The 25,732-nt window shown below is 68.2% G+C and carries 18 protein-coding genes; 2 read left to right on the forward strand and 16 right to left on the reverse strand.

All coding sequences use genetic code 11. The annotated features are described in order from the left end of the window. The 14 genes from C0012_RS10880 to C0012_RS10945 all read right to left on the reverse strand — a co-directional run bounded on the left by C0012_RS10880 (window position 1) and on the right by C0012_RS10945 (window position 16,621). Window positions 1-654 (reverse strand): TetR/AcrR family transcriptional regulator, encoded by a 654-nt coding sequence (locus tag C0012_RS10880; protein WP_232527891.1) that lies wholly within the window; start codon window positions 652-654, stop codon window positions 1-3. After that, entirely contained in the window at window positions 651-1,415 is a 765-nt protein-coding gene (locus C0012_RS10885; protein WP_110588144.1) for a tyrosine-protein phosphatase, read from the reverse strand. Before C0012_RS10885 ends, C0012_RS10880 begins: the two co-directional genes overlap by 4 nt. Continuing rightward, window positions 1,412-2,263, reverse strand: a complete 852-nt coding sequence (gene phnE, locus C0012_RS10890; protein ID WP_110588143.1) for a phosphonate ABC transporter, permease protein PhnE — start codon at window positions 2,261-2,263, stop codon at window positions 1,412-1,414. The genes C0012_RS10885 and phnE overlap by 4 nt, the downstream gene beginning before the upstream one ends. After that, window positions 2,263-3,072: a phosphonate ABC transporter ATP-binding protein gene (locus tag C0012_RS10895; RefSeq protein WP_110588142.1), complete on the reverse strand. Its 810-nt coding sequence runs from the start codon at window positions 3,070-3,072 to the stop codon at window positions 2,263-2,265. The genes phnE and C0012_RS10895 overlap by 1 nt, the downstream gene beginning before the upstream one ends. Continuing rightward, a complete protein-coding gene (locus C0012_RS10900) occupies window positions 3,069-3,986 on the reverse strand; it encodes a phosphate/phosphite/phosphonate ABC transporter substrate-binding protein (RefSeq protein WP_110588141.1) in 918 nt (305 codons plus the stop codon). The genes C0012_RS10895 and C0012_RS10900 overlap by 4 nt, the downstream gene beginning before the upstream one ends. A gap of 383 nt (window positions 3,987-4,369) precedes the next feature. After that, window positions 4,370-5,323, reverse strand: a complete 954-nt coding sequence (locus C0012_RS10905; RefSeq protein ID WP_110588140.1) for a hypothetical protein — start codon at window positions 5,321-5,323, stop codon at window positions 4,370-4,372. A 56-nt stretch (window positions 5,324-5,379) separates the two neighbouring features. Then, the gene (locus tag C0012_RS10910) at window positions 5,380-6,099 is read right to left on the reverse strand and encodes a GNAT family N-acetyltransferase (protein WP_110588139.1); all 720 of its coding nucleotides are present in this window, start codon (window positions 6,097-6,099) and stop codon (window positions 5,380-5,382) included. A 178-nt stretch (window positions 6,100-6,277) separates the two neighbouring features. Beyond that, on the reverse strand, window positions 6,278-7,264 hold the full coding sequence (locus tag C0012_RS10915) for a hypothetical protein (protein ID WP_110588138.1): 987 nt from the start codon (window positions 7,262-7,264) through the stop codon (window positions 6,278-6,280). Next, window positions 7,261-8,067, reverse strand: coding sequence for a signal peptidase I (locus tag C0012_RS10920; protein WP_110588137.1), 807 nt, complete (start codon window positions 8,065-8,067; stop codon window positions 7,261-7,263). The genes C0012_RS10915 and C0012_RS10920 overlap by 4 nt, the downstream gene beginning before the upstream one ends. 109 nt (window positions 8,068-8,176) lie before the next feature. Beyond that, window positions 8,177-8,989: a SipW-dependent-type signal peptide-containing protein gene (locus C0012_RS10925; RefSeq protein WP_162621770.1), complete on the reverse strand. Its 813-nt coding sequence runs from the start codon at window positions 8,987-8,989 to the stop codon at window positions 8,177-8,179. Between the two features lie 329 nt (window positions 8,990-9,318). After that, on the reverse strand, window positions 9,319-10,233 hold the full coding sequence (locus tag C0012_RS10930) for a hypothetical protein (protein ID WP_162621769.1): 915 nt from the start codon (window positions 10,231-10,233) through the stop codon (window positions 9,319-9,321). Beyond that, window positions 10,233-10,919 carry a hypothetical protein gene (locus tag C0012_RS10935; RefSeq protein WP_162621768.1) on the reverse strand — a complete coding sequence of 229 codons (687 nt, stop codon included), beginning with the start codon at window positions 10,917-10,919 and terminating at the stop codon, window positions 10,233-10,235. The genes C0012_RS10930 and C0012_RS10935 overlap by 1 nt, the downstream gene beginning before the upstream one ends. 26 nt (window positions 10,920-10,945) lie before the next feature. Continuing rightward, a complete protein-coding gene (locus tag C0012_RS10940; protein WP_110588133.1) occupies window positions 10,946-13,819 on the reverse strand; it encodes a right-handed parallel beta-helix repeat-containing protein in 2,874 nt (957 codons plus the stop codon). A gap of 189 nt (window positions 13,820-14,008) precedes the next feature. Beyond that, window positions 14,009-16,621 carry a helix-turn-helix transcriptional regulator gene (locus C0012_RS10945; protein WP_162621767.1) on the reverse strand — a complete coding sequence of 871 codons (2,613 nt, stop codon included), beginning with the start codon at window positions 16,619-16,621 and terminating at the stop codon, window positions 14,009-14,011. A 253-nt stretch (window positions 16,622-16,874) separates the two neighbouring features. On the opposite strand from C0012_RS10945, the gene C0012_RS10950 reads away from it, so the two are divergent. Then, window positions 16,875-17,465 carry an LOG family protein gene (locus C0012_RS10950; RefSeq protein WP_110588131.1) on the forward strand — a complete coding sequence of 197 codons (591 nt, stop codon included), beginning with the start codon at window positions 16,875-16,877 and terminating at the stop codon, window positions 17,463-17,465. Window positions 17,466-17,554: 89 nt separating this feature from the next. Here C0012_RS10950 and C0012_RS10955 read toward each other — a convergent pair whose 3' ends face one another. Beyond that, window positions 17,555-19,981: a LuxR C-terminal-related transcriptional regulator gene (locus C0012_RS10955; protein ID WP_162621766.1), complete on the reverse strand. Its 2,427-nt coding sequence runs from the start codon at window positions 19,979-19,981 to the stop codon at window positions 17,555-17,557. A gap of 659 nt (window positions 19,982-20,640) precedes the next feature. Beyond that, entirely contained in the window at window positions 20,641-23,655 is a 3,015-nt protein-coding gene (locus C0012_RS10960) for an SdrD B-like domain-containing protein (protein ID WP_110588129.1), read from the reverse strand. 562 nt (window positions 23,656-24,217) lie between these two features. Here C0012_RS10960 and C0012_RS10965 point away from each other — a divergent pair. Continuing rightward, window positions 24,218-25,726 (forward strand): hypothetical protein, encoded by a 1,509-nt coding sequence (locus C0012_RS10965; protein WP_110588128.1) that lies wholly within the window; start codon window positions 24,218-24,220, stop codon window positions 25,724-25,726. The last annotated feature ends 6 nt before the right edge of the window (window positions 25,727-25,732 follow it).

Below are 25,732 nucleotides of genomic sequence, written 5' to 3' on the forward strand. Positions count from 1 at the left end.
TCACCCGCTCATCCCTCGCCACGCGACCTCGAACGCCTCGCGGCACCTGGCCTTCGTCTCGGGCTCGTCCATCCGCGCTCCGCGCACGACGGCCTGGTAGTAGAAGACACCGTTGATGAGGTCGATGCACGCGTCGAGATCGAGGTCGTCCCGCAGCTCACCACTGCGCACGGCCTCGCCCAGAGCCTCACGGATCGCGCCCCGCCGTCGGCGCACATGCGACGACCAGTACGCCTTCTGCAGCTCGGGATTCTGCATGACGAGCGCCATGCGGGTCCGGAAGCGGCGCTCGCTGTAGGACGCACCGCGGACCGCACGCGGGTCGCCGAAGATGAGGGCGATGATGCCCTCCTTGACGCCGCCCGTCGTGTCGATCTCGATCGACGCGCGACCACGGTCGAGGGCCGCCGCGACGAGGTCCGTCATGCTCGGCCATCGCCGATACAGGGCCGCGCGCGAGACGCCGCTCGCGGCGACGACAGCACTCACGGTGACCTGCTCCCCGGCGTCGATGAGGGCGATCGCGGCATCGAGGATCCGCTCATCGTGGCCCTCCGTGCGTGGTCGGCCGGGGCCGCGCGAAATCTCCGCCTGCTCGCCAGCACCCTCCTTCGACGCCCCCACGATGGCGGCCCGGGATACCTCGTCGCTCACGAGACAGCGCGCTCGCGCAGCATCGAGATGAGGCCCTCCGTCAGGCCCGCCTCTCGCAGCGGCACGAGCGGATCCGCATACTCGCGCTCGAGATGGGACAGCAGCCCCTCCATCGGCGCCGGGGAGAACTCGGCGCGCGTCGCGGCCTTCGCGGCGTCTTCGAGCTCCATGCCGTGCTCGGCCATGAGCGGCCCCATGACGGGCGCGAGGCGCCGCATGATCGCCGGCGAGTTCTCGCCCGTGCGGACGTAGTCCTCGACGATAGCGTCATGCGATGCGCCGAGCGTGAGCAGGAGCGACGCGGCGAGCACGCCGGTTCGATCCTGGCCTGCCGCGCAGTGGAACGCGGTCGCACCCGGCGCCGTCGCCATGATCGCGAGCGAGGCGACGATGCGCGGCGCCGCCGTCTCGTACATGCGAACGTACATCGCGGCGAACCGCGACTGGTCGAGGACCTCCGTCGGGTCGTCTCCGCGCGCGTCGCCGAGCGACGAGAGGAACGGCAGGTGGTGGTAGGTGACGGGCATCGATCCGAACGGGCCGCGCCCCGTGAAGCGCACCTCGCTGTGGGATCGCAGATCGACGATCGCCACGAGCCCACCGTCCCTGAGGTCGGCCGCAGAATCGGCGTCGATCGTCGAGAGATCGTCGGCACGAATCGCGAATCCGTGCCGCAGGGATCCCCCCGAGACGGGAACTCCGCCGAGGTCGCGAAGGTTCACGGGAGCCGTGAGGGGAACATCGAGGGCATCGAGCGTCATGTGATCTTCCTTCTGATGATGGCGCTCGCCTGGTCGATGATCGTGACGAGCACGATGATGCAGACGACCATAGCGAACAGGTGTCCATATTCGTAGCGGTTCATGGCGGTGGTCAGTTCGAGCCCGATGCCGCCGGCTCCGACCAGCCCGAGGATCGTCGCGCCGCGCACATTCCCCTCGAACAGCAGCAGGGTATAGCTCGTAAGCAGGGGCAGCGCCTGCGGCACGATCGCATACTGGATCGTCTGCCGCTTCGAGGCGCCGACCGCCTCCATCGCGGTGATGGGGCCGCGGTCGACGGCCTCCATCGCCTCGGCGAACACCTTTCCGATGGATCCGATCGACCCGATCGTCATCGCGAGGATCCCCGCGAACGGTCCGAGCCCAACGGCCGAGACGAACATGAGGGCGATGACCAGATCGGGCAGCGCGCGGATGATGTTCATCGTCCACCGGCAGAGGTAGTACAGCCAGGCCGGCGCGATGTTGCTCGCGGCCCCGAAGGCGATGACGAGAGACAGCACGGATCCGAGAACCGTTCCGACGATCGCCATCTGCAGCGTCTCGAGAAGGAGCAGCAGGATCGTCCCGATCTTCGAGAAGTCCGGCGGGAACATGCGCGAGACGAACTCGCCCATGTTGACGGCACCCTCGCCGAGCTTCAGAAAGTCGAACTGCGCGCCGTTCGCCGACCAGACGACGATCGCGACCGCGGCGACGGCGCCGACGATGAATCGAGCTCGGGGGATCCGGAACGCCCGCTCCATGCGCTCGCGGGCACGCGGATCCAGCCGCTCGACCGGGCGCCCCTCGCGCAGCGCCGGGTTCTGGGCCTCGGTCGTCGGCATCACTCGTCCCCCTCGTTCTCGTCGATGTCGTACACGGGCGCGAGCTGATCCGCGCCGAGATCGGCGGTGCGTCCCGAGACGACGATCCGGCCGTGCCGCAGCCCGACGATGCGATCGGAGTGGGCGAGCGCGAGCGGGACGACGTGCAGGCTCACGAGCACCGGGATCCCCTCCTCGCGCGCGATCGAACGCAGCAGCTCGAGCACGGTGCGGCTCATCTTCGGGTCGAGAGAGGCGACGGGTTCATCGGCGAGGATCACGCGAGGGTTCTGCATGAGCGCCCTCGCGATCGCGACGCGCTGCTGCTGGCCGCCCGACAGCGACCGAGCCTCCTGCCCCGCCTTGTGCGCGATGCCGACCCGATCGAGCAGTTCGAGAGCGCGTCGTCGATCGGCGCTGCGGAACGTGCCGAGCATGTTGACGGGTCCGGCGCCGTGCAGGGATCCCGTGAGCACATTGGTGAGAACGCTCAGCCGACCGATGAGATTGAACTGCTGGAACACCTGACCGACGTGCGAGCGCAGCGCGCGCAGCTGTCCGCGACGCAGGTGCGCAACATCGAAGTCGCCCGCCTGCACGGATCCTGAGGCGATCGGCGCAAAGCCCGTGATGGTCTTCATGAGCGTCGACTTCCCGGATCCGCTGGAGCCGAGCAGCGCGACGGTCTCGCCCCGGAACAGATCGAGGTCGACGCCGTCGAGCACGAGCGGCGCGTCGGCCGCGTAGCGGACGGCGAGGTCGCGGATGCGAACGTGCGGCTCGGCGACGTCCGCAAGCTGCGGGCGGACGGCCATCTCGACGACGCTCATCCGAGATCCGAGATGTCGACGTCGGCGACGGCCGCGATGTCCACGAACGGCTGGAAGAGCTCCGCGTCGGGCTCGACGATCGGCTCGACGCCCTCGGGCATGGCCTCCATGTACACGCCGAGCTCGTCGCGGTTCGCGTCAGAGAAGACCGCGGGGATCGCCTCGATGAGCGCATCGCGCTTGGCGTCACTCATGTGCTGGCTGCCGAGGAAGGAGATCGAGATCGGCATCGAGATGCTCTCACCGATCGACCGCGTCTCGCCCTCCTCGAAGGGGAACATCGGATCGCCCTGGCCGGCCATCGACGGGAAGATCGTCGAGGTGCACGCGACGTCGGCCTGCCCCTCCTGCAGCGCCATGAAGCTGCGGTCGTGGCCGCCGGAGAACAGCTCCTCGAAGTCGTCGCCCGCCGTCAGGCCCGCCTCGTGGAGCATGTGCGTCGGCATGAAGAAGCCCGAGCTCGATGCCGGGTCGGCGAAGGCGATCGTCGTGTCGGGCGTGATGTCCGCGAGCGAGCGCAGCGGGGAGCCATCGAGCACGAGGCAGGTCGAGACCGGCTCATCGAGACCGGGCCACGCGACGAGCGAGTCGACCTCACCCGTGTTCACCGCGAGGGCGGACGGGAATCCGCTCATGATGCCGAGATCCTCATGGCCGGCACGCACAGCCTCGATCACGGCCGAGTAGTTAGGGACATCGGTGATCTCGACCGCCATCCCCGTCTCCTCCTCGAGGAGCGCGGCCATCGCGTCGACCGGCGTCTCGACGGAGGGGTCATCACTGACGGGCATGGTGGCGAATCGGATGACGTCGTCTTCCGATCCCGTATCGGCCGAACTCGCCGAGCAGCCGGTGACGAGCAGCAGGGAGCCGGCCGCGAGTGCGCCGGCGGTGAGGGGAGCGCGGAGTCGCATGGGAGCGCCTTTCGGGTCTGAGGTGTCTGGGGACTCCTCAGATACAAGCCCTCCCGGGTGACGCGGAAATACGAGACCGATGATACGAGAACGGAAGACTCGATGAACGGACGGTGACGGAGGGGGTGGAGGGTGCGGCAGGTTCCGGACACCGGGGCGTGTGGGGCGTGCCGGGCACCGGGGTTGGGCGCGCCGGCGTCGGAGATGCACACGCAGCACCGCGCGGGCGTCGGAGCCGAAGGGGTTCCACAACACCCGATGCGGCGTGTCGCACCCCGTACGCCCAAGAACTCCGACGCTGGAGCGGGCACCCCTCGACCGCTCCGACGCCCGCGCAACGGGCGGCGGGTGTGCCGGACACCCGAAGGACGGGGGTCGCCGCGTCAGGCGCCTGTCGGGCGGTTCAGGTCGTCGGCATCCCAGGTCAGATCTGCGTCGGCGCGAATCGCGTGGGCCTCGATCTCCGGATCTGTGCAGATCGCGCGGATGAGTTCGGCCGATCCGCAGACGATCGTCGAGTCGAAGTCGATCTCGGAGACGAGAACCCACTCTCGGCCCTCCGGCCAGATGAGGCTCGGAGACTGGGTCCACTCGCCGTCGCTCCACGGCACCCGCTCGGGCCACGACGGGTCGGTCCACTCCCGCGGCGCGGCGTGGAAGAGCACGTGGCCGCGCTGGGGAAGCTCGAGCCGAGGCCCACGCGAGATCTCGTCCGAGAGGATCCCCGAGCGCCACTTCGGTCGACGGAGCACATTGTTGAACGCGTCCCGCATGCTCGCTCCGAGCATGGCCTGATGATGCGGATCGCCGGCCTCGCGGGCAAGGAGCGACGTGGACGGCGCACCGCTCGACATTCCGCCGACGACACCACCCCACCCCTCCCAGAGGGCCGCGAAACCATCGCCGGGCGTCGCGGTATGGGCCGCAAGATGGCGGGCGACCGCGGCGAGCGCCTCGGGTTCGAGCCGTCCCTCATCCGGTTCCGCGTACCGCCACCCGTCCGCGTCGCGCGGCTCGCCCGTCTCAGGGCCGGAGCGATGGACGAGCCGGTGCCATTGCGCGAGCTCGTGCATCGTCGTGCCGAAGGCGTCGGCGACCTGCCGCCACGTCACCCTCTCAGTGTCGACCTCGGGTCGCTCGGCCAGGAAGCGGTCCCATCCGTCGCGGTCGTCGGCTGCGGGCCAAGTGAGACCGACGGGTCGCTCGCGGTGGGCCGGGTGGAAGACACGCGCATACGCGGGGAAGCCGCGCGGGACGAAGGATCGGAATGTCAGCCCTTCGGGATCCAGCCTCTCCCGGATCCACTCCCCCGCCGCGACGTTGCTCGTCCACTCCATGCGGCCAGCCTAAGTGCCGGGCGGAGCATCCCCGCCCGCGCCGCGGCGGGCGCCCATCACGCCGGTGTGCGCACCCGCAGGAACGACACCCGACGGCGGATCTCGAAGCCGAGCTTCTCGTAGGCGCGGACGGCACCGTCGTTGCTTTCGGACGCGTGGAGGAAGGCGCGGTCGCCGCGCGCTCGGATGTGGTGGGCGACGTCGCGCGTCAGCCGCGAGGCGAGGCCCTGGCGGCGGTAGTCGTCGTCCACCGAGACGGCGCTGATCTCCGTCCAGCCGGAGGGGCGCAACCGCTCCCCCGCCATCGCGACGAGGCGGCCCTCGCGGCGGATCCCGACGTATCGGCCGAGCTCGTACGTGCGCGGGAGGAACGGACCGGGTTGGTTGCGGCCGACGATCGCGAGCATTTCGTCGACGTCGTCCGCGCCAAGCTCGACGGCCTCGTCGCAGGGCTCAGCGACGAGACGATCCGTCTCGACGAGCTGCACTCCGTGGCCGCGCCAGATCTCGGTCCAGCCGTCCGGCAGGGCCGGGTCTGCGTGGGAGATCGTCAGCTCGGCCCCGCGGCCGAACTCGTCGATCACGGCGTCCCAGACGTCCGGGTTCTCCCAGGAGGCGACGCCCGCGAAGGGAGAGACGTCGTCGAGGTATCGCTTGACGAGGTCATTCCCGACGGCGAAGCGCGCATGGTGCCCCGTGAGCGACGACCACGCCGGGGCGTCGAGGACGGCATCCGACATCGGGGTCGGCGCGGAATCGGTGCTGACTGTGCTCATGGCCGCCCTTTCGAAAGACATACGCATGCATTCAACGCCCGAGAGCCTGAGGATGTTCCGGGCGCCACACCGCGGATTCGGCGGCATATGTGCAACATGCAGGTGATGCCCGTGCGGGCCGGAAGCCGCGCGACGCCGACGAAGAGCATGGGGCCGCCCGCGGGGACAGGCGGCGATGTCACCCCGAGGGGAGCGCGTCGCGGGAGACCACGAGGGCAGCGCACTGCGCGCAGAGTCTGCGCCGCGATCCGTCCTCGGCATGCACCATGATCCAGGGCTCGTCGCGCTCGATCTTCGCGTCGCACTCGTCGCAGCGACCGCCGCGCCGGCGCAGAAGGAACCACAGGCCGGCGAGCATCGCGGCGAGACCGAGCAGCGCGAGCGCCGCGAGCGCGGCGTACTCCCCGCCCGTGCGCACGAGAGGCTCCTCCGTGTCGCCCTGCATGCGCACGTTCACTCCGAACGACAGCGTCGTCTGGGCGTCGAGGCCCGTCTGGTCGGTGAGCTCCGCCGGCACCATGACGCCCAGAGTCACGGGAGCGAGTGCCCCCTGGGGCACCTGGATCTCGGCCACGACGGGGCGCCCGTCCGAGCGGGCGAGCAGGTCCGCGAACGTCGCAGATCCTTCGACGCCCGCCACGTCCCAGAAGAGGTCCACGTGCTCGGCGAGATCTGGGTTCTCGCTCATCGCGTCGAGGTGCTGGGAGACGTCGAGCGCGACGGTCATCACGGCGCTCGCGGGGCCCGCGTTCTCGACGTTGAGCGTACGTTCCACGCGGTCGCCGGGCGAAACGATCCGGGTGCCGACAAAGCTCGCCTCGGCCGTCGCGTAGCCGTCGCCCTGCCAGTCGAGGTGGGTCGTCGGTCCGTCCCATTCCGCGACGATCGCGTCGTCGAGGTCGGTGCCTGACTGTTCCGGACTCGTCGCGAGCGAATAGCTCTGCGACGGATCGGTGGCGACGGATCCATCGCCTCCCGCGTCCGAAGACGCGTCGCTCGCCGAGACGGCGGCCCCGAGAATCGTGGCACCCGCCGTGCTCATGAGGACGAAGCCGCCGACGATCAACAGGACCAGCGCGATCAGCCACGCGACAGCGCGGCCACGGCCCGACAGACCGTGGGAGTTGCGCACGACGTAGGTGTCGTCGGTGAGGTGTGTGCTCACGAGGAGACGACCTTTCCTTCTCGCTCTGATGCGTCGGCGGGGTCCGCGTCGACAGCGGATGTTCTGGGGTGCGCGATGCCGAGCTCGGACTCGCGCACGGCGATCTCGCGCTCGCGGATCGCCAGCTCGCGCATGCGCAGCTCGTACTCACGGTCATCTACGCCGCGCGCGGCGGGCGACGGCGAGGACCCGGCAGGGGCAGGTCCGGTCGTTGAGACGACGCGCGTCTTGGGGCCGCGCATACTGTCGAAGAGCCAGAGAGCGCCGATGACGACGAGCGCACCGATGACGACGGCCGTCCGGTTGTCGGCGACCCAGCCACGCGCCCAGCCGAGCTTCGGCACGCCGTAGAGGAACTCGCCGCGTACCTGCGCGGGCGACACGGGCTCGTCGACCGAACTGTTCGCATCCCCCTGGGTGATGAGGCGACAGTCGGTCCCGTCCTCGTAGGTTCCGATCGTCTTCGCCACGATGCGGTGAGTGATGAGATCGGGGTCGTCGGGGTTCGGGAGGTAGGTGACGATGTCGCCGATCGCGAGGTCGGTGCAGACATCGGCTTCGTCGATGCCACGGACGGCGACGACATCACCGGGCTGCAGACTGGGCTCCATCGAGCCGGTGAGGACCGTGAGGCTCGTCCCACCGAGGAGGCGGGGGATCACGAAGATCGCGACGACGAGAACGAGGAGGGCGGCTCCGAGCGCCACGCCGAGGGCATGGGCCGCGATGCGCCAGGGGGAGTCACGCCAGACGCGTGTCCGCGCGCGCCGGGAGGCGTTGCGTGCGGATCGTCGCGTGCCCATCAGAGGCTCCTGGGGATCGGGGTGGCGGGAGGAGGAAGACGTGAGCCGCGGCGCCGGGACGGGGGAGTCCCGACGCCGCGGCGGGAAGTGGGCGCTGGGCCCAGCACGATCAGCCGAAGATCGCGCCCGTGTCGCGCACCTGGTCGAGCTGCAGCTGCATGCCCGCGAGCGTTTCGACCGTGAGAGCGTCCTGACGCGTGCCGGTCTCGGCCGTCGTCTGGTCGCTGTAGGTGCCGTCGGCGTTCGTCGTGGCCTGGCCCGCGTCTCCCGCGGTGACATCGAACGTGCCGTACACGACGACCGTGACATCCTCCGTGACGGCGGCCATGTTGTAGACCGCCGTGGCGGCGGCCGCGGCGCCCTCCTGGGGCTTGTCGATGCCGTCCTCCAGGCCGGCCTCCTGCCCCGCCGCGGGCGCCGAGAGGTAGAGCAGCGTGCCGTCGGCGGGCATCGCCGTCTCGGTGACGAGCAGGCCCTCCTCGCTGTAGACCTCATAGGTCCAGTCGAGCGAGGCGTTGCCTTCGATGATGTCGTTGAAACCGGCGATCGAGAGCTTGCCGACGAGGTTGTCACCCTCGAGGGTGACATCCGCCGAGAAGGCCGCGGCGACCTTGTCGCCGGGGACCGCGCGCCAGGTGTCGTTCACGATCGTGTGGCCGAGCTGCGAACCGTCGGTTCCGGGGATCGTCTCCGTCGCGTCGGTGCGGTCGGACGAGACGTCCCAGAAGGTCGTGTCGTTCGTGCTGACGAGGTTCAGGTCTCCCGCCGTGATGTCGCCACCGGCGAACGAGTCGTTGGCGCTCCACAGGGCGAAGGTCGAACCACCTGCGAGCAGCGCAACCGCTCCGAGCCCCACCCACACAAGTCCGCGACGGCGCTTGCGTTCCTCCGTCACGACGACGGTTGCTCCGTTGTTATCCATGGTTCTGTTGGTTCCTCTCTGTGCCCACGACGGGCATGTTCTCCGTGCCCACCGCGGGCCGGCGTACCTTCTCCGCGGAGACGTTCCGCGGGGCTGGGCGCCTGCTTCCGGGCGCATATTCAGTCAACGACGGCCGGATCCGCACGCCGCGTTCCGCACGAACACATGGGTGCCCTGGAAGCGATCGATGAGTAGGCCGAGCGCCGAATCGCGGCCTGCTGCCCATCGACATGAGTAGTCCCGTAAAACTCAATCTGACCAGGACAAACCGCGCCGCGGCGACCCGGGGGAACAGGGCCCGGGTCGCCGCGGCGCGGCGGGTGCTGTCTTCAGTTCTTGACGAACGTGTCGCCCGTCTCGACGTCCGGATTGACGTTCGTCACGGCAGGGTCGAGCGAGATCACGATGTCCGGCTCGTTCGAGGGATCCGGATAGATCACCGAGCTCCAGAGCGATGAGCCGCTCGTCTCCGTCCCGTCTTGGCCCGTACCGGTCGACTCAGCCGAGTTCACATACTCACCGAGCGCGTTGAGCGACGGCGGGAATCCGATCGCGCTCGTCCACTCGGTCAGCGCCGTGAGCTCGGATCCGTCCTCCCCGGCACCGGTCGCGGACACGGTGTTCAGGTATGTGCCGTCGGGGTCGAGGTTGTAGTTCATCGCGACGCACCAATCCTGCACGGTCTCGCCGTCGGCGTAGGCGCCGGCCGCTTGAAGCTCGTGCGCATCGCCGTCGTAGACGTGCACGTTCTCTCCGTCGGCATCCTCGGGGGTGTCCGGCACTGCGGAGCAGTCCCCGCCCGCCGCGGCGGGATATACCTTGATGGTCGAGAAAGACAGCAGGGTGTTCTCCCCGGCGAAACCGTCGGAGATATCGATCACCGTCCCGTCCGTCGCCACCTGCGACGTCACCGCGACGTCGAAGTCGATCCCCGTGATCCCCTGGCCGAAGCCGCGCGCCTGGAAGCGCCAGATGACGGGGTCCGGAGCGATGCCCGTCTGATCCAGAACCGTGATCAGGGCGGTTCCGGGCAGCGTGACATCGACGGCCTCGCCCGCGGACGAGTACGTCGCTTGCGTGGTGTCCGCCTCCGGGTTCGCGGCGAACGAGACATCGCCGACGAGCATCGACGACGTCGCCTCGACGCCGTTGACCGACCACAGCGCGTGAGCCCCCGACACGAGGGCGCAGGCCACTGCCCCGCCGATGACGCTTGCGAGCACCATGCGTGTCCTGTTTCGCATCACGCGTCTCCGTCCGTGTAGCCGGGGCCCGATCGCACCTGGTTGAGCTGGACGACAAGCCCGCCGACCGTCCACTCGTCCTGCACGTCCGCCGCCGGGTCCGCCGCGGTGGGGTCGACCCAGTCGTAATCACCGAGGACTTCGACCGTGACCACGAGCGTCCACTCGTCCGTCGCGCCGGCGTCGGAGCCGACCAGCCCGTCGGGCGAGGCGAGTTCGCCGAGCGCGACGGACCCCGTCGCCGGAGCCACCTGCATTCCATCGGCGTCCTCGACGTAGAACGTCGCCGCGATATCGCCGGACCCCGCGGCGGGATCGGCGAACGTGACGCCGAAACCAACGTTCAGGTTGTCGCCGACGAGCGTCGTCGTCACGGGGATACGGATCTCGATCTCGTCGCCCGGCATCGTGAGGAAGTCAGTCGGAGTCTCCTCGAGCGTCCCCGAAGCGGGGTTCGTGACGCCGGGCGTCGCCTGCTCCCACGTCGCGGTGCCGACGGTGAAGCTCATGTCGCCCGCTGAGATGCTGCCGCCCGCGAACGCGTCCGAGGCAGACCAGAGTGCCCAGGTCGCGGCGCCCGCGACGAGCGCGGCCGCCGCCGCGGCCGCGGCCGTCAGCAGCGCCGCCTTCTTCGCGCGGCTCCGGCGCGCGGTCTTCCGGGCTCCGGTCGCAATGTCGTTGCTCATCATCTTTCCTCTGCCGTGCACGCGCGTCACTTGGTGACGGACTGCGTCGTGTCCTCGGGAATGAGGACCGTGCAGGAGGCGAGCTGCGCGCTCTCTCCCCGCGCAAGCGTGTCGATCGTGCCGATCACGCCATCGGTGCCGAGCCGCTCGTCCGAGTCGGTCACGGTGATACCCGTGATCGACGTCGTCCAGTCGTCCTGCGACGTGTTCGTGACGGTGTACACGAAGCACACGGCCTGTCGGTCGGTGAGGCGCGAGCCAGTGGGAGCGAGTGTCCCCGTCCCCACGATCGACGCCGCGTCCGTCGTGTCCGTCACATCGACGTAGGCGTTCTTCGTGATCTGGATCGCGGGGTCCGTCGCATACAGCAGCACCGACAGGCTCGGGACCACGAGGCCGTCGTAGTTGGCGTCCTCAGACGCCACGGTGAACGAGACCAGGGCCTCGGTCCCAGCCGCCACGGCGCCGGCGTCTGCCGTCACGGTGATGCTGTCGGTCACCGTCGAACCCGACGCGATCGTCAGGTCGCTTGTCGACAGCTTCACGGTCGGTGTGCCGTCGTCCTGCGTGACCGTGCTCGTGAACGAGAGGTCCGCACCGGGCGTCGGCGCCCCCGCACGCGTTCCCAGCGTGAATTTCTCGCCGTACTGCTCTCCGGCGATGACGTCCATCGTGCCCGGGTCGAGCACGAGCGGGTTGATGAAGGTGATCGCCGCGTCCTCGCTCTTCGCGGGATCCGCGTTCGTCATGCCGTTAGAGGACGTCACCGCATCAGCAGGAAGGGCGAGTTCGACGAGCGCCGAGTCGTCGACGCGCACGACGATGTCCCACTGCATGCCGTCGCTTCCGGCGACCTCCGTCACGCTCAGCACACGCGGGTTGAGGCGCGTGTCGTCGCTCGTCTCGTCCACGGCCGTTGCGGTCGCGAGGAAGTCTTCGACCGTGACCGAGTCGATCTCCAGCGACATCGAGCTGGTCAGCGTGTAGTGCAGATCACGCGCGAGCGTCGGATCGTTCTGCTCGTCTGCCTGCTCGAGGGTGAGCGAGGGGCGGCAATTGCCCTCGACCTCCACGAGGCGCGAGTACTGGGAGGACTCGAGCTGATCGAGCCCCTCGACATGAGTCTGCAGGCGCACGTAGCCGGACACATCGCCGGTCGCGGCGTCGACCACCTGCGCCGTGCCGTCGGCGAGCGTCTGCGCGCCGATGGGCAGCGGAAGCGCGAGCGTCGCCTCGGTGCCCGCGACGCCCGAGACCGTGCCGAGGTAGACCTCGGCCGTGTCACTGTCCGTCCAGAAGGCGTCGAGCGTCACCGGAGATCCCGCCGCCTTCGTTCTGTTGTTCGTGTCCGTGATCTGCTGCACGTCGACGATTGCGGTGCACACCGGCTGATCCGTCGCCGCCGTCATCGCGAGCGCGCTCGCGGGAATGGACCCGGTGGGCACGCTGGCCACGTCCGTCGGAGCCCACGTGCGAATCGACTGGTTCGCGGCGTAGTTCGCGCCCGATCCCGAGACGTTGCCAACCAGAACCGTCGAGTCGCTGTACTCCTCGGCCGTGCCCGGGTTGCCCTGGCTGCCGCTGCGGGTGCCGAAGGTGTTTCCCTGGACCGTCACCAGACCGGTCTGCCGGAGCCAGATCGAGCTGTTGGTGTAGCCATTGAAGTAGTTGTCTGTGATGGTCAGACCAGATCCGCGTGTCGTGTCGGTCATCGACGAGTCGTTCGCCCTCCTGCCCGCGGCGTAGGAGATCGCGTATCCCTGACCGCTCGCGGCACGCACGAAGGTGTTTCCGCTGATCTCGGACGTTCCCGTCAGCTGCCCGCCTCGCGGGAGTGTGATGAAGGCGTCGTCGTCTGCTGTGCCGAAGCCCTGGTTGTTCGTGAACGTGTTGTTCACGATCTTGAGATCGCTGAGCACGACCGATGTGCTGCCCGTGTAGCTCGCTGAGTTCGCGAAGGAGAACGCGCGCTGGTTCGTCATGTTCGCGACCGTCATGTTCTGAAAGGTCAGGCCCTGCGTGACGTTGTTCGCCGTGAAGGGAACGAAGTTCGTCAGCCGCGTCCGGCAACCCGAGCCGTCCGAGGCCGAGCACGTCGTGCTCTCGGATGCGTAGTTGACGTTGAGGCCGTCGAACACGATGTCGGAGCGCGGCGTCGTGTCGCTCGTCGGATAGTTGTTGAAGTACATGATGCCGCCGCTCACTGCTGAGTCGTAGAAGCCACGCACGTTGTAGTTCTTGACCGTCAGACCCGTCACACCCTGCATCACCGTGACGAAACGCTCCGGGTAGTACGTCGAGTCGGTGTTGATCTCTCCGCCGCCACCGTCGATGACGACGTTGGATGCGTTCGGCCCCACGACGAAGGACGATCCGCCTGCACGAACGAGATCGGCGTTGAGGATCGTGATGCCGGGGCCGTTGAGGTAGAAGGCGGCGTTCTCGACGTCGTCCTGCACCGAGTCCACGTAGAACCGGTGGTCGAGGTCGAGCGTCACCGGCGCCGTCACAACGTAGAGCGCCCCGATGTCCTCGCTCGAGATCCTGTCCGTCGTCATCCGGTAGTCCGTGCCGCGCTGGTCCGAGAGGCCCTCGCCGACAATTGACTCATCGACGGTGATCGTGACCTCACCCGGGGCAGCGTTCAGCGCGTTCGACTCTTCGATCGCGGCCCGCAGCGTGCACGTCCCCGCGCTCGTGGCGCACACTCCGTCGCCGGGATCTGCGTCCGTGACGGTGCCGCCCGCATCGGTCGAGTCGATGACGAGCTCTGTCGCGGCGTATGCCGTCGACGTCATCACGATCGGCACGAGCACCCCCATGGCGACTGCGATGCCCGCGGCTATCGCGAACGGCACCAGGCGGCGCCGGTTCTCGCCGGCGAACTGGCGGATGTTCATGGTGTCTGCTCCCCTTGCCCGCGCACCGGCGGATATGGCTCGGCCCTGTTCGGGCCTCGACACCATCCCAATGGGTGGGCTTTCGCACAGGGGCCTCCGCAGGCCGGATGAGAACGTCGCGGACGCGGGGTGAGTACTCCCGCAGCCGGCGATTTCGTCACCGACCTCAGGCGGTGAGTACCGGCGTCGTCAGGCGTCGAGGGTCGCGGCGAGCTGCTGACGCCCGTCGATGTGGAGCTTCTGGAACACGCGGTACAGATGGTTCTCGACCGTGCGCGTCGAGACGACGAGCCGTTTCGCGATATCGCCGTTGCTCATCCCATCGGCTGCGAGCTGAGCGATCTCGCGCTCGCGCGCCGTGAGGACACTCCCCTGCAGGAGCGGTTTGACGAGGGCCGGGTATTCGCCGCCGAGCTCCTCAGCCCGCGCCCGAAGCTCGCGCGCGATCGCCGCGCCGTCCGCGTCGCCCGTGCGGGACGCGAGCGCGGCGGCCGCGACCCGTACACGGATCGCGAAGCCCGCGCAGCCACTCGCGTCAAGGAAATCAGCGGCGTCAAGCATGTCGGCCGTGTTCGTTCCGACGAGGCCGTCGGCGTACCGCATGATGAGCTCGGGGAGACCACCTGGCTCGCACGCGGCCTGCCATATCGCCATCTCGCGCGCGTGCGCCACGTCGGGATCCACCTCGAGCGACCGTATGCCGTGGACGAGGGCGCTGACGAGGTAGCCGCGTCCCGCGGCGTCGACTGCTCCCTCCCACAGGTCCTTCGCGATCTGGTCGGATGGCGCGCCCGCCACGAGCGCCGCATGAGAGCGGGCGTGGACCGCTGACATGAGGGGAAAGGGCCCCAGCGGAGGCACCATCGCCGAGGCTTCGTCGGCGAGGGACGCGGCGTTGGCCTCCCGCCCCATGCTCGCCGCAATCCGGACCGCCATCGCGAGCGTGCCGAGGTGATAGTGCGCGTAGCGCAGGGGCGTGTAGCCGACGGACAGTACCGTGCCGATGTGGTCGCGCAGCGGGGCGTCGTCGCCGCGCAGGGCGAGGATCGCCGCGAGCACGTATCCGTACGGAGTGATCGCCTCGGGGTCGAGGCTCGCGATGCCGCCATCGAACGCATCTCGCGCCGCGACCTCGGACGCGTCGAGATCGCCCTGAAACACAGTGGCGAGGATCCGGAGCGCGCCGCCCCATCCTCCGACGCTCGTGTCCTCGCGCTCCATGATGTCTATCTCCGCAAGCGCCTGCGCGGGACGACCGAGTGCGAGCAGCTGTTCGGCGCGCAGCAGGCGGGCTGCACCGCGGATGGTCGCGGGCTCGTCCTCCTCCGGCTCGGGCTCGATGCCACCAACCCCCTCCCCGAGAAAGCGCAGGTGCCCCTCCGTGATGTCGAGAAGGCGGCTCCACTTCCCGGTCCGCCGGCGTTCCTCCTCAAAGTCACGCTCGACTCCCGCAAGCCCCTCGGGCCCCACTGCCACGGCGAAACCTCGCCACGTCGCGAGAGTGGCGCGCTGGCGCTCGTCGGTCTCGTCGTCCGGCACCTCGAGGATGCGCGCGATCTCTGCGGGCGGCGCGTCGGTCGACATCAGCGCAAGCGCATACGAGATAGCCGAGGAAGCATCGGGGTGGCGATTCCACTCCGCGCGGCGGACCAGGGTCTCGGCCGTGACGCGCTCGTACACCATCCGATTCAGCGTGGCGTCAAGTGAGTGCCGATTCTCCGGATCCGCTGCAACGGGCGTTCCGAAGCCGCGCGCCGCCGCGAGCGATACGGGCGCGACCGGCGAGTCGAGCGCGCCCGGCGTGAGCCGAGTTCTCCCGAGGTCCTGCGCCTCGGTCCCATTGAGGGTTGCATCGATGTCCGCCAGCAGCCGGAGGCGCCGGGCGCCGAGCCGATCGCGTCGAAGGTGCTCGGACAGCAGCGGGGGATAGACGCTGACCGTCAGCGAATCGCCCTCGGTTCCGAAGGCCAGCAGCCCGCGTTCATCGAGCCGTTCGACCTCGCTCCACGCTGTCAGGCGCCTCGCGACGCCCGCGTCTATCGTGCCGACAAGCGAGAGGATGGCGAGCGCATCGAACTCGGTGGGCGCCAGACCCTGCAGGAACGTCTCGATGACGGCCGCCAGCCGCGGCGACCACATCGTGGCGGCCCCGGCCCAGACCCCGTCCCGCCTCACGAGAAGCCCTTCTCGCACGGCGTTCTCGACGAGCACCTCGATGATGCCGGGGAGGCCGCCGGACTTGGCGTGGATCCGCGCGGCGGTCGCGACCGCGACGGGGCCGCCGGCGACCTCGTCGATCAGCTCGGACGAGTCGTGGAACGCGAGGGGCGGCATCGCGACCCGCACGTTCGGGCGAACGTGCGCGACGATCGAGAAGTCGGGGGTCGCGCGCGCGATCGACGTCGCACTGAGCACGGGGATCCGCCCACCGTGCAGCGCCGCGACGATCGCGCCCGCAGATGTCTCGTCGAGCTGATCGGCGTCGTCGATCACGAGGAAGGTCCTGTCGCGCGTCACCGCCCGCCGCAGCGCGACGACGGCGCTCGAGACGGGCGTTCCTGCGCCCTGAGATCGCGCGTCGAGAAGACCCGCGAGCGCGAGCGCCTCGAGTGGGCGCGTCGTCAAAGCGGGGCTCCCGTGGATCTCGAGCGCCTCCCAGCCGTCTGTGACGAGTTGGTCGGCGACCGCGCGCAGGAGCCGACTGCGCCCGCTTCCGGGCAGACCCGTCAGCGCGACGCTGACGCCCGCCTTCAGGTACTCACCCACCTCGGCACGAAGTTCGACGAAAAGCGATTCCCCCATACTCACGACGCTACTCCGAGCCGGCGAAGAGAGACAGAATACCGTCGTCATCTGTCTCTGAGGACGTTCGTCGGCCCGCAGTGATGGTCCCTCTCCTGCTTGCCGCGACGAGGCGGCCCTTCCCTCTGTCGCGCACTCGCCACACGACGACGACCGCGGCACGCGAAGGCGACGTGCGCCGCAGCGCCCTGATCCGGTGCGGCGGAGCGCCGCAACGCGGGGCAGAGCCCCCTGGCCGCCTTACTCTGGTCTTATGTCCTCCCTGTCTCGCATCACCGTGTTCACCGGCTCCGCCTCGGGCGCGAAACCCTCCTATCGCGCGGCTGCCGAAGCAGTCGGCGCAGCGCTCGCGTCGGCCGGCATCGGCGTCGTCTACGGCGGGGGAAACGTGGGCCTCATGGGCACCGTCGCGACGGCCGCGAGCGACGCGGGCGGCGAAGTAGTCGGGATCATCCCGAAGGCGCTCGTCGACAAGGAGATCGCACACGACGACCTCACGCGGCTCGAGGTCGTCGCTGACATGCATGAACGCAAAATGCGGATGGCCCAGCTCGGCGACGCCTTCGTCGCGCTGCCCGGCGGCGCCGGCACGCTCGAAGAGTTCTTCGAGGCGTGGACGTGGTTACAGCTCGGCTTCCACACCAAGCCGATCGCGCTCTACGACGTCGGAGGCTTCTGGGATCCCCTGGTCGAGATGCTCGACAGACTCGTTGACGAGGGCTTCATCAGCGAGACCTTCCGCGAGGCACTCATCATCGCGTCGGATCCGCAGCAGCTCCTCGACGAACTCCAGAACTGGAAGGCGCCCATGCCGAAGTGGTCGCAGCCTGCTGGGAGCGCCTGAGGATCGACCGGGGCCGCTCGACCGCCGCATCCGGCCACGCCCGCGCCGAAGGGATCGCTCCGAGAAGATCCGGAGTGAACCAGTCCGGTTCATTCCGGGGAACGGCCCCTCTCCGGCGATCCCCCGAGCAATCCGAGCCGCGTCGCCCGATGCAGTGCACTGGCTCGGTCGTGGACCTCGAGCTTGGCGTAGATGGCCGTCACCTGCTTCTTGATCGTGTTGACCGACACGCTGAGCTCAGATGCGACGTCGGCGAGCCGCGGACGCTCCGCAAGCGCGTGCAGGACGACGGTCTCGCGACGCGTCAGTCGGACGACCTCGGCCCGCGTGGGAAAGATCTCATGCACGCCCCTGAGAGTCGTCAGCTGAGCATCCGTGATGCGCAGCCCTGCGACACGGAGGAGGCCCTCGCGGAGATCGGTCGGCATTCCCGCGAGGATCGCCAGCCGATCACCCGCGTCGTCCCCTTCGAAAGCGCGCGTCGCATCGGATGCGGCTTCGGCTTCGTCGCCGGCTTCAAGAGCCGCGGATGCGGCGATAAGCAGAGCTTCCACTCTCTCGCGAGGCGATATCACTGCGTTCCATGATGCACGGGCGGAGGCCAGCTGCCGCGCTGACGCCAATTCACCGGACGCAAGGGCGATCCGCGCGCGCGGAACGGTGAACCGGGCCGCGGGTCGCCGTTCCAAGAACACGCTCGCTCGAGTGTGAGCACCGACGGCGATCAGCAGGTCGACGTACGTCCGGTCGAACAGATGACGATCACGTGGCGACGATTCGATCTCGCGGCTTCGTCGTGACGATATCGTCTCGAGCCGTCGCAACGCCTGCGCTGGATCTCCGAAGAGCAGGCTGTGGCGGGCGAGGAGCCACTCGACGATCATCCACTCCTCGAGCCTCTGCGACCGAGCCGCCAGATGCTCGAGACCGACGGAGACATCCCCCTCAAGCCGGTCGAGTCGCACGACAGCGCGCGCAAGCATGAGTATGGTCCTGCGGATGTCCCGCACCCACGACGCCTCGTCGTGGTCGCGTTCGGCTTCTCCCATCAGTGCCACAGCGTCACCAACGGATCCTTCAACGGCGCGCATGAGGGACAGATGCGCACTCGACAGACTCGCGATCGCCTTCGCCTCCCCCGCGTTCGCGTCGAGGATCGCATGAGCGAACTGTTGCGAGGCAGACGACGAATCGGCGCTCCATGCAGAGATCGCTTTGTGCATCTCCATCCAGGCTCGTGTATCCGCCGAGTACGTCGTCGAGGCGTCCGCGCGTCGCTCCGTCAGCCGCATGCCGCCGCGCGATCGCTGTGTGATCAGCAATGCCGTCTCCGAGGCCGGTGTCAGCACGTCCGACGCGACCGAGGCGATCGTCCCCCATCCCGCGTCGTGATAGCCGACCACGCTTCCCGCCGCACTTTCGAGCAACGCTGACGAAAGAGTCCGCGCATCCGCGAGGTCTCGCCGACGTTGTCGCACCGCTAGCGGGATCATCCCGTACGCCTTCGACGCATCCGCAAGATGGTGGACGAGAAGGTCGATTCCCGCTTCCGCCCACAGCGACTCGAGCAGCGGCCACATCTGTCCCTGACCGGCGTGGCGCACGATGTCCCCGCGCTCTCGTTCTCCCTGCGTGACGAGCGTCCGGACCACGGCCTGATGGACGTCGATGACGTCCGCGTCTGTGACGACACCATCGATACTCAGGAGGGCCCGTTCGACGACCGTCGGCAGGCACGGGCTGCTTCTGACACCACCGATGATGAGCCCAGCCTCATTCAGGACTCGGGTCACGGCATCGAGCGGAACCGTGTCGGCCTCGATCCGAGCCAGCCTTCCCTCGCTGTGCGCGAACAGGATGCCCTCGCGAAGCACTCCGTTCTCCCGGAGCAGACGCTCGACGCGACGACCCACATACTCGTCGATGCTCCGTTCCATGCCCGCGACTCCGCGATCCGGGTTCGCGTCGAGCGCTCTTCGCATCGCGGCCAGCCATCCTCCGGTGGCTCGCCAGAGATGGTCGGCGACCGGCGCGTCGACAGCGTGCCCCCACGCTGCGAAGACGGCGTCGGTCTCCTCGCGGCGCGCCGCGAGGTCTCGACCGGAGATCTTCGCCGTCGCGAGCCCGCGTTCGCTCGCGACGCGCTCGACCGAGGACTCCGCCGTCGACAGGGACACGATATGAAGCTCTTCGTGTTCCCACAGAAGATCCATCAGGCTCTCCGCGTCCTGTCCATCCAATGGCACGTCATCGACGACCAGGATCGCGACGCGGCCGGTGCCCCGCACCGATTCGATGACGCCGAGCACTGTGCCGACGAGCTCCGTCTCCACCGGGCACTCGTCCGCATCGTTCCCGATCCACACGACGCGATCACCGGCCTCGGTTCGCATCCGCGCCCATCGCGCAACGAGGCTCGTCTTCCCCGTCCCGCCCATCGCACGTACGACCGTAAGCGGTTCGAGCACGTCCAGCCTGCCGACGAGAGCTGGGCGATGCAGATGGGTCTTCGCCAAGCGAGGGATCATCGTCCTCCGCGATGACACAGGGACGGCACTCTCGCGCTTCATCGATAAAACCTCACTCGCAGTCGGCCCCTGCGGCGAACTCTCCCTCCCGCGAAATGCACGGCGTCGAGCCTGACTTCCCCTTCTTGCGCAGGGGAGAAACCCAGAATCACTTGTGCAAAACGGATCAGCGAGCGGCTTTCCTCTTCGCCCTCGATTCTCGTGGAGCCGAGGAGAGAGCATTTAAGGCCCGACACAGCGTCGACCGATCCATCACGATCATGCAACCGGCCGCCAGACTCTCGTCGCACATACCGCACGAAATCGGGTACCTTTCGACATTACGCCCCCTTGCGAGAGAGGCGACCTCCCCCTGAGGCTCTTTTGGTACACGAATTGGTACGCGTACCAAGGATTCCTCCGGCTTTCACAGACGGACGCGAACGGAGGAGGAGAGGGGCCAGCGGCTCCACACGGTGACCCCTCTCTGACAGATGGCTCCGCTGAACGAGCCACCCCCTCACCAGCCCGATCGGTATCCGCGGAGGGAGTCGCGAAACTCGATCGAGTCGGTGAATCACGGCCATCGCACGACACGACCGGCCGATCATCCCGGCCCCGCCACCGGGAGCGATGGCGGGACCGAGACACTTACCGCGCGCCGGAGATCACGGCTCGGCGCGGCGGCGCATCGCGAGCACCGCGACACCACCGATCAGCAACAGGACGACCAACGCCGTCAGCGGCAGGCTCACGTCGGTCCCCGTCGCGGCCAGGTCATCGCCAGGCTCGTCGCCCGGTTCGTCACTCGGCCGCGGATCCGGGGCCGGGGCCGTTGGCGGCGTCGGCTCGGGCGTCGGCGTTGTGGGCGGCGTCGGCTCCGGCGTCGGCGTCGGCGGTTCCGTCGGCTCCGGCGGCTCGGTGGGCTCCGGCGTCGGCTCCTGCGGAGTCACGAACCCGAAGTCCAGCGTCGAATCACGCTGACCGTCCTCCGTCAGATCCCCCGACTCGGCCGAGCCCGTCGAAGAATCCTCCCCACGTGCTCCCTGACCAGGCTTCGTCGGCACCAGTCCCTCCGGATCGGCCACCACGACCGTGTAGTGCTCGCCCGCAAGCAACGCCGGCAGATGATCGAACGAGTACTCACCGTTCTCATCCGTGACCACCGGCTCCACCGGGTTTCCGGACACATCCGTCACCGGCGCACGATCAGGCCCCACCAGCGTCAGCTCCACGCCCGGAATCCCCGGCTCAGACTCGCCCTGAGCACCATCACGGTCCTCGTCCAACCAAACGAAGTCGCCCACCGATACCGATGGCGGCATATACCCCGCGTCGATCGTCGAATCATCGGCCATGGTCGGATCACCCAGATTGATGCCAGCCGTCGGCGTCGTGAACGCGTACTCGCCAGTCGTCTGGTCGGGATTGGAATCGAGCGAGTCGTCGCCGCCTGCGGTCTCCGTCAACGGGTACTCGACCCCGTCGACTTCCACCGTCGGAGGGAACACGATCGTGAAGTCCGTGCCCGGCGGAAGATCCGTGAACGCGTAGTAGCCGTTCTCGTCCGTCGTCACGGACGCATGCTCGCTACCGTTCACGTCGACGAGCACCACGGTGACATTCGCCAGAGGCTTCTCGTCGGCGCCCTGCAAGCCGTCTCGGTCCGCGTCGATCCATACGTAGTCGCCCACGGACACGCCCTCGGGTGGGACGAAGCCGAAGTCGATCGAGTGGTCGTTCACTCCGGGAGCCGGCGTCGTGAGCTCTGCAACGGGCTGCCCTGTGGCGCCGCTCGCATCGCTGTCGATCGCTTGGCCACCCTCGTTGGCGCTGCTCGTCACCGACATGCCGGCCAATGGGCCTCCGGTCTCGAAATCTGCGTCACGGTCGAGACGGACCTCATAGTCGGTCTCCGGAAGAACGCCATCCGCCGTGTCGAACCAGTACCGCCCGTGCTCGTCGGTTTCGGTCCGCGCAACGACCGCGCCAGAGTCGTCGTAGAGCGTCACCTGCACCCCCGCGATCGGAGCTTCGCCCGGATCCTGGATGCCATCTTCGTCTTCGTCCACCCACACGTAGTCGCCGATCTGCTGTGTCTGCTCGCGCACCAGCGCCTCGACATCGGCCAGCCCCTGGGCCTTCTGGAAGTCGGCCGTGATGAAGGTGTTCGGGGTTCCTGTGCTCCCGTCGGCCTGTTCCCCGGTGGACGGATCGAATGCGCGCAGGCCGTTAGTGTTGACGGCTGTCGCGTCCATCAGATTGCTGACCAGCCGCTCTGATCCCGAGAGGTACTCGGTACCTCCGATGGCGGCCTCGTTATGCGCGAATCCCGCGTCCTCGAAATCTGCGCGGCAGGTGAAGTCGAGAGAAGCGCCGGTCACGCATACGGCAGCGACCTCTCCCTCGGCGACGTAGTTGGTATAGGCCGGCCGACCGTCGCTGGATTCTCCGTGGTACAGCCCTCCGCCGTACATGTCGCCACCACGATCGCGGTACGACAAGACGAGTTCACCGCTCTCGAGGAACTCGATGTCCGAAAGCAGCGGCTGCGGATAGGAGAACTGCTTCGCCAGCCCGTTCGGCGAGTAGGCGGAGTGACTTGCCGGCTCGTCGTTGCACGGTTGAGGAACAGTGTCCGACCAAGCGTTCCATTCGACGAAACGGCACTCGTCCTCGGGGAAACCCCAGTCGGGGCCGGTCACTCCCGGCTCCCGACCAGGGGCCGTCGCCGGGTCGCCACTCCAGGTGACTCCCGTGGCCGTGAGGACACCGCCATCCGACAGCTCATACTCGATCACCGAGGTTTCGCGCGTCTCGCCACACGTCGCGCCGAGGTAGATGAGCCCATCGTTCTCCGCGATCGCCATCGGAGCCCAATCGGATCCGCACCCGTTCACGGCGGGAATCGGAAGCGTGTGCGTCGGCATCGGATCCGCCGCGTCCTGCACTGGATACACGACCGCCGAGTCGGTGTTCATGTTGATGGTGAGCAGGAACTGCCCGCTCTCCGTCACCTCGACGTCCCCGAGCCCTTCGCGCCCGACAGCCGACAGGAACGAGTAGTCGTGGATGTCGTTCCCGGTTGCGTCCGTCTCATCGAAATCGTGCACACGGTCTCCCGCATCCGCGACGACCGCGTACTCCTCAACTTCTCCGGTAATGGTGTTCAGCCGGTAGATGGCTCCGGGGCCACCTTCGCCATATGCGGAGCCACGCTTCGCATAGGCGCCCGCATAGACATCGAGCCCGGTTGGGTCGAGGCCGATGCCGTACACCGTGCCGACGGTCAGGGGAGCCGTCACGGCCGTCGAAGGCGCGTCGAAAGAGTAGGGAATCGAGTAGATCTCCTTGTTCTCACCCTGGGGCCAGATGCTGTCCGCTTGCACGGCAGAGTAGAGCACGGCCTTGTCGATGCCGAGAGTGGTGTGGTCAACATAGCCGACCGAAAGAGCGACGTCATGCCCATCGGCGACGTCAACGAAGGAGACCGCGGGGGCGAACGCGGGGTCGGCAGCGCCGTCAAGAATCTGCGCCTCGGTGTAGAGATCCGCGTTGGGGTTGAGCACCTCGATGCGGTATCGACCGCCGGTCAGCATGTTGTCGGCGGGCGCAAGAGTCGCCAGGCCGTTCACATCGGTCACGATGGTGGTCGTCCCGCCGGCGGCATCGGTGATCCGCACATCGACACCCTCCAGCGCGGAATCAATATCATCGCGGGCGCTGGTTAGGTTTCTATCATTCACGACTCTCACGGAGATCACACCGTCGTCCACGGCCGCATATGCGGGCGGTGTCGCGCCCACCGCGAACGCTGCGCCTATCAATGCGCATGCCGCCGTGCCTGCTGCAAAGCGTTTCACGATCTCTCCTGCCTTTCGAAACGGGACTTTCCATTCCTGAACGCACCCCGCAGGGCGAAATACGGCCTGACGAAAGCTATCGGGATCATCACGCGACTCACACGTATTTCACCCGCACTTTGGTACGCACGTACCAGGCCTTCACCTCCGCACGCCTCTCGACCCGCATTCATTCACGCCGCGTAACGCGTGAATTGATCGCACTCTGTCCGGCCTCGGACGGGCAGCCGCTTCTTGTCGCCCCCATCGGCACGCTCGGGTGCCCACCGAACTCCACGCCGGGCGACGTCTCGCTGCTGCGGCGCGGGCGCAGCTTCGACGCGCCCCGCAGCGAGGTCCGTGCCAGGGCCCGATTGTCAGAGCTCTGCACTATCAAGGAGGGGTGCCGATCGACATCTACGCGCCCGTCATCCACGGCATCGGCGTGCGCGATCACATGGAGTTCGTCGAGAACGACGTGCACGCCATCGCCGATCACCTGAACGGCTCGGAGACGGGCTGGGCCCACGCCGCGTGCCCGGCCGGCTGTCGCGACTTCGCGCGGGGCCACGCGCACCTCGCGGACGAGAGCGGGCGGCATCTCGTCGTCGATCCCCTCACCTGGTACGCCGAGATCCGCGAACCGACGCGCTGGCGGGCGGCGTGGTGGACCCTCCGCGCCCTGTTCGTGCTGTGCGCCGTGCACCTCATGGTGAACGGGCACGTGCTGGTGCAGGGGCCGGGCGATCGCGGCCTGCTCCGATACATCTGGCACGGGCTGCGCGCCATGATCTGGATCCTCGTGATCGGATCCCTCGCCGTCGCCACCGCGATCCCCCTCACGCTCGCGGTGGCATTCGTGCCGCGGATGCGACTGCTCGCAACCGACGCGCTCGGCTGGACGAGCGACTCCGAGACCCGGCTCGGCGTCATCGAGCGGGTCACGAGCACGGTGCTCGACGTCGGCGCACGGCACACGGTGCTCGTGGGCCACTCTCAAGGAGCAGCGATCGCGACCAACGCGGCGCACGCGCTCGACCCCGAGACGACGACGCTCGTGACGGTCGGCACGGGCCAGGCGCTGCTCGCCCCCATCCGCGCGTCACTGCGCGTCCCGTGGACATCGATCCTCGCCCTTGTCGCGGCGATCATCGTGTACGCCGGTGCCGTTCTTGTCATCGTTCGCACCCTGCTCCTCGGCGCACTCGAACTGCTCGGCGCGCTCGTCACGGGCATCGCGCGACTTCTATCGGGCGGCTGGGCGCTCGCGACCGGGCGGCCGGGCACCGGCGACCAGATCGCCGCGGCTGGGCAGAGCGTCGCCGACGCGGCCGAGGCGATCGTGTTCTCCCCCGATGCGATCGCCCTTCTCGTGAGCCTGCCGCTCGTCGCCCTCACCGTCGTCGTGTACTCCCACACCTTCGCGCCCGCCGTGGAGGGGGTGCGCGAGCTGTGCCGCCCGGATGTGCCGGGGATCGACATGTGCGCGCGCTTCGATCCCGTTTCGCACCCGTTCACCATGCTCGGCTCCCCGGATCGCGTCGCGAGGATCACGCAGTCGGCGTCCCTCGCCGATCACGCGCTCTACTTCGCGAATGAAATCGAGGTCCTCGGAGAGATCGACCGGCAGATCTCCGGTGTGGGCACCCCGCGCGCACCAGATCCGCTCGGATCCATCGCGCGGCGTTCCGTCCATCGACTCGTCCGCGGCGCCCGCATCGCGCGGGGGGTCGTGACGATCGCGGCCGCCACCGCCGCGACGCTGCTCGCCCCGGGCGTCGGCAGGGCGACGCTGGCCGCGATCCTCGCCTACGCCTGCATGACGGGGGTGAAGCACGCTCTGTGGAAAGCTCGCCAGCGGCGCTTCGCGGCGCGCGGAGATGATGCACCATCGGATGAGAGGCCCGCATGACGGCGA

Source organism: Microbacterium suaedae (assembly GCF_003254645.1).
Lineage (GTDB): Bacteria > Actinomycetota > Actinomycetes > Actinomycetales > Microbacteriaceae > Microbacterium > Microbacterium suaedae.

Coding starts and splice junctions, on each gene's coding strand:
- C0012_RS10885 (WP_110588144.1), bottom strand. CDS start 1,415: ATGACGCTCGATGCCCTCGATGTTCCCCTCACGGCTCCCGTGAACCTT.
- phnE (WP_110588143.1), bottom strand. CDS start 2,263: ATGCCGACGACCGAGGCCCAGAACCCGGCGCTGCGCGAGGGGCGCCCG.
- C0012_RS10895 (WP_110588142.1), bottom strand. CDS start 3,072: ATGAGCGTCGTCGAGATGGCCGTCCGCCCGCAGCTTGCGGACGTCGCC.
- C0012_RS10900 (WP_110588141.1), bottom strand. CDS start 3,986: ATGCGACTCCGCGCTCCCCTCACCGCCGGCGCACTCGCGGCCGGCTCC.
- C0012_RS10905 (WP_110588140.1), bottom strand. CDS start 5,323: ATGGAGTGGACGAGCAACGTCGCGGCGGGGGAGTGGATCCGGGAGAGG.
- C0012_RS10910 (WP_110588139.1), bottom strand. CDS start 6,099: ATGAGCACAGTCAGCACCGATTCCGCGCCGACCCCGATGTCGGATGCC.
- C0012_RS10920 (WP_110588137.1), bottom strand. CDS start 8,067: ATGGGCACGCGACGATCCGCACGCAACGCCTCCCGGCGCGCGCGGACA.
- C0012_RS10925 (WP_162621770.1), bottom strand. CDS start 8,989: ATGGATAACAACGGAGCAACCGTCGTCGTGACGGAGGAACGCAAGCGC.
- C0012_RS10930 (WP_162621769.1), bottom strand. CDS start 10,233: ATGCGAAACAGGACACGCATGGTGCTCGCAAGCGTCATCGGCGGGGCA.
- C0012_RS10935 (WP_162621768.1), bottom strand. CDS start 10,919: ATGAGCAACGACATTGCGACCGGAGCCCGGAAGACCGCGCGCCGGAGC.
- C0012_RS10940 (WP_110588133.1), bottom strand. CDS start 13,819: ATGAACATCCGCCAGTTCGCCGGCGAGAACCGGCGCCGCCTGGTGCCG.
- C0012_RS10945 (WP_162621767.1), bottom strand. CDS start 16,621: ATGGGGGAATCGCTTTTCGTCGAACTTCGTGCCGAGGTGGGTGAGTAC.
- C0012_RS10950 (WP_110588131.1), top strand. CDS start 16,875: ATGTCCTCCCTGTCTCGCATCACCGTGTTCACCGGCTCCGCCTCGGGC.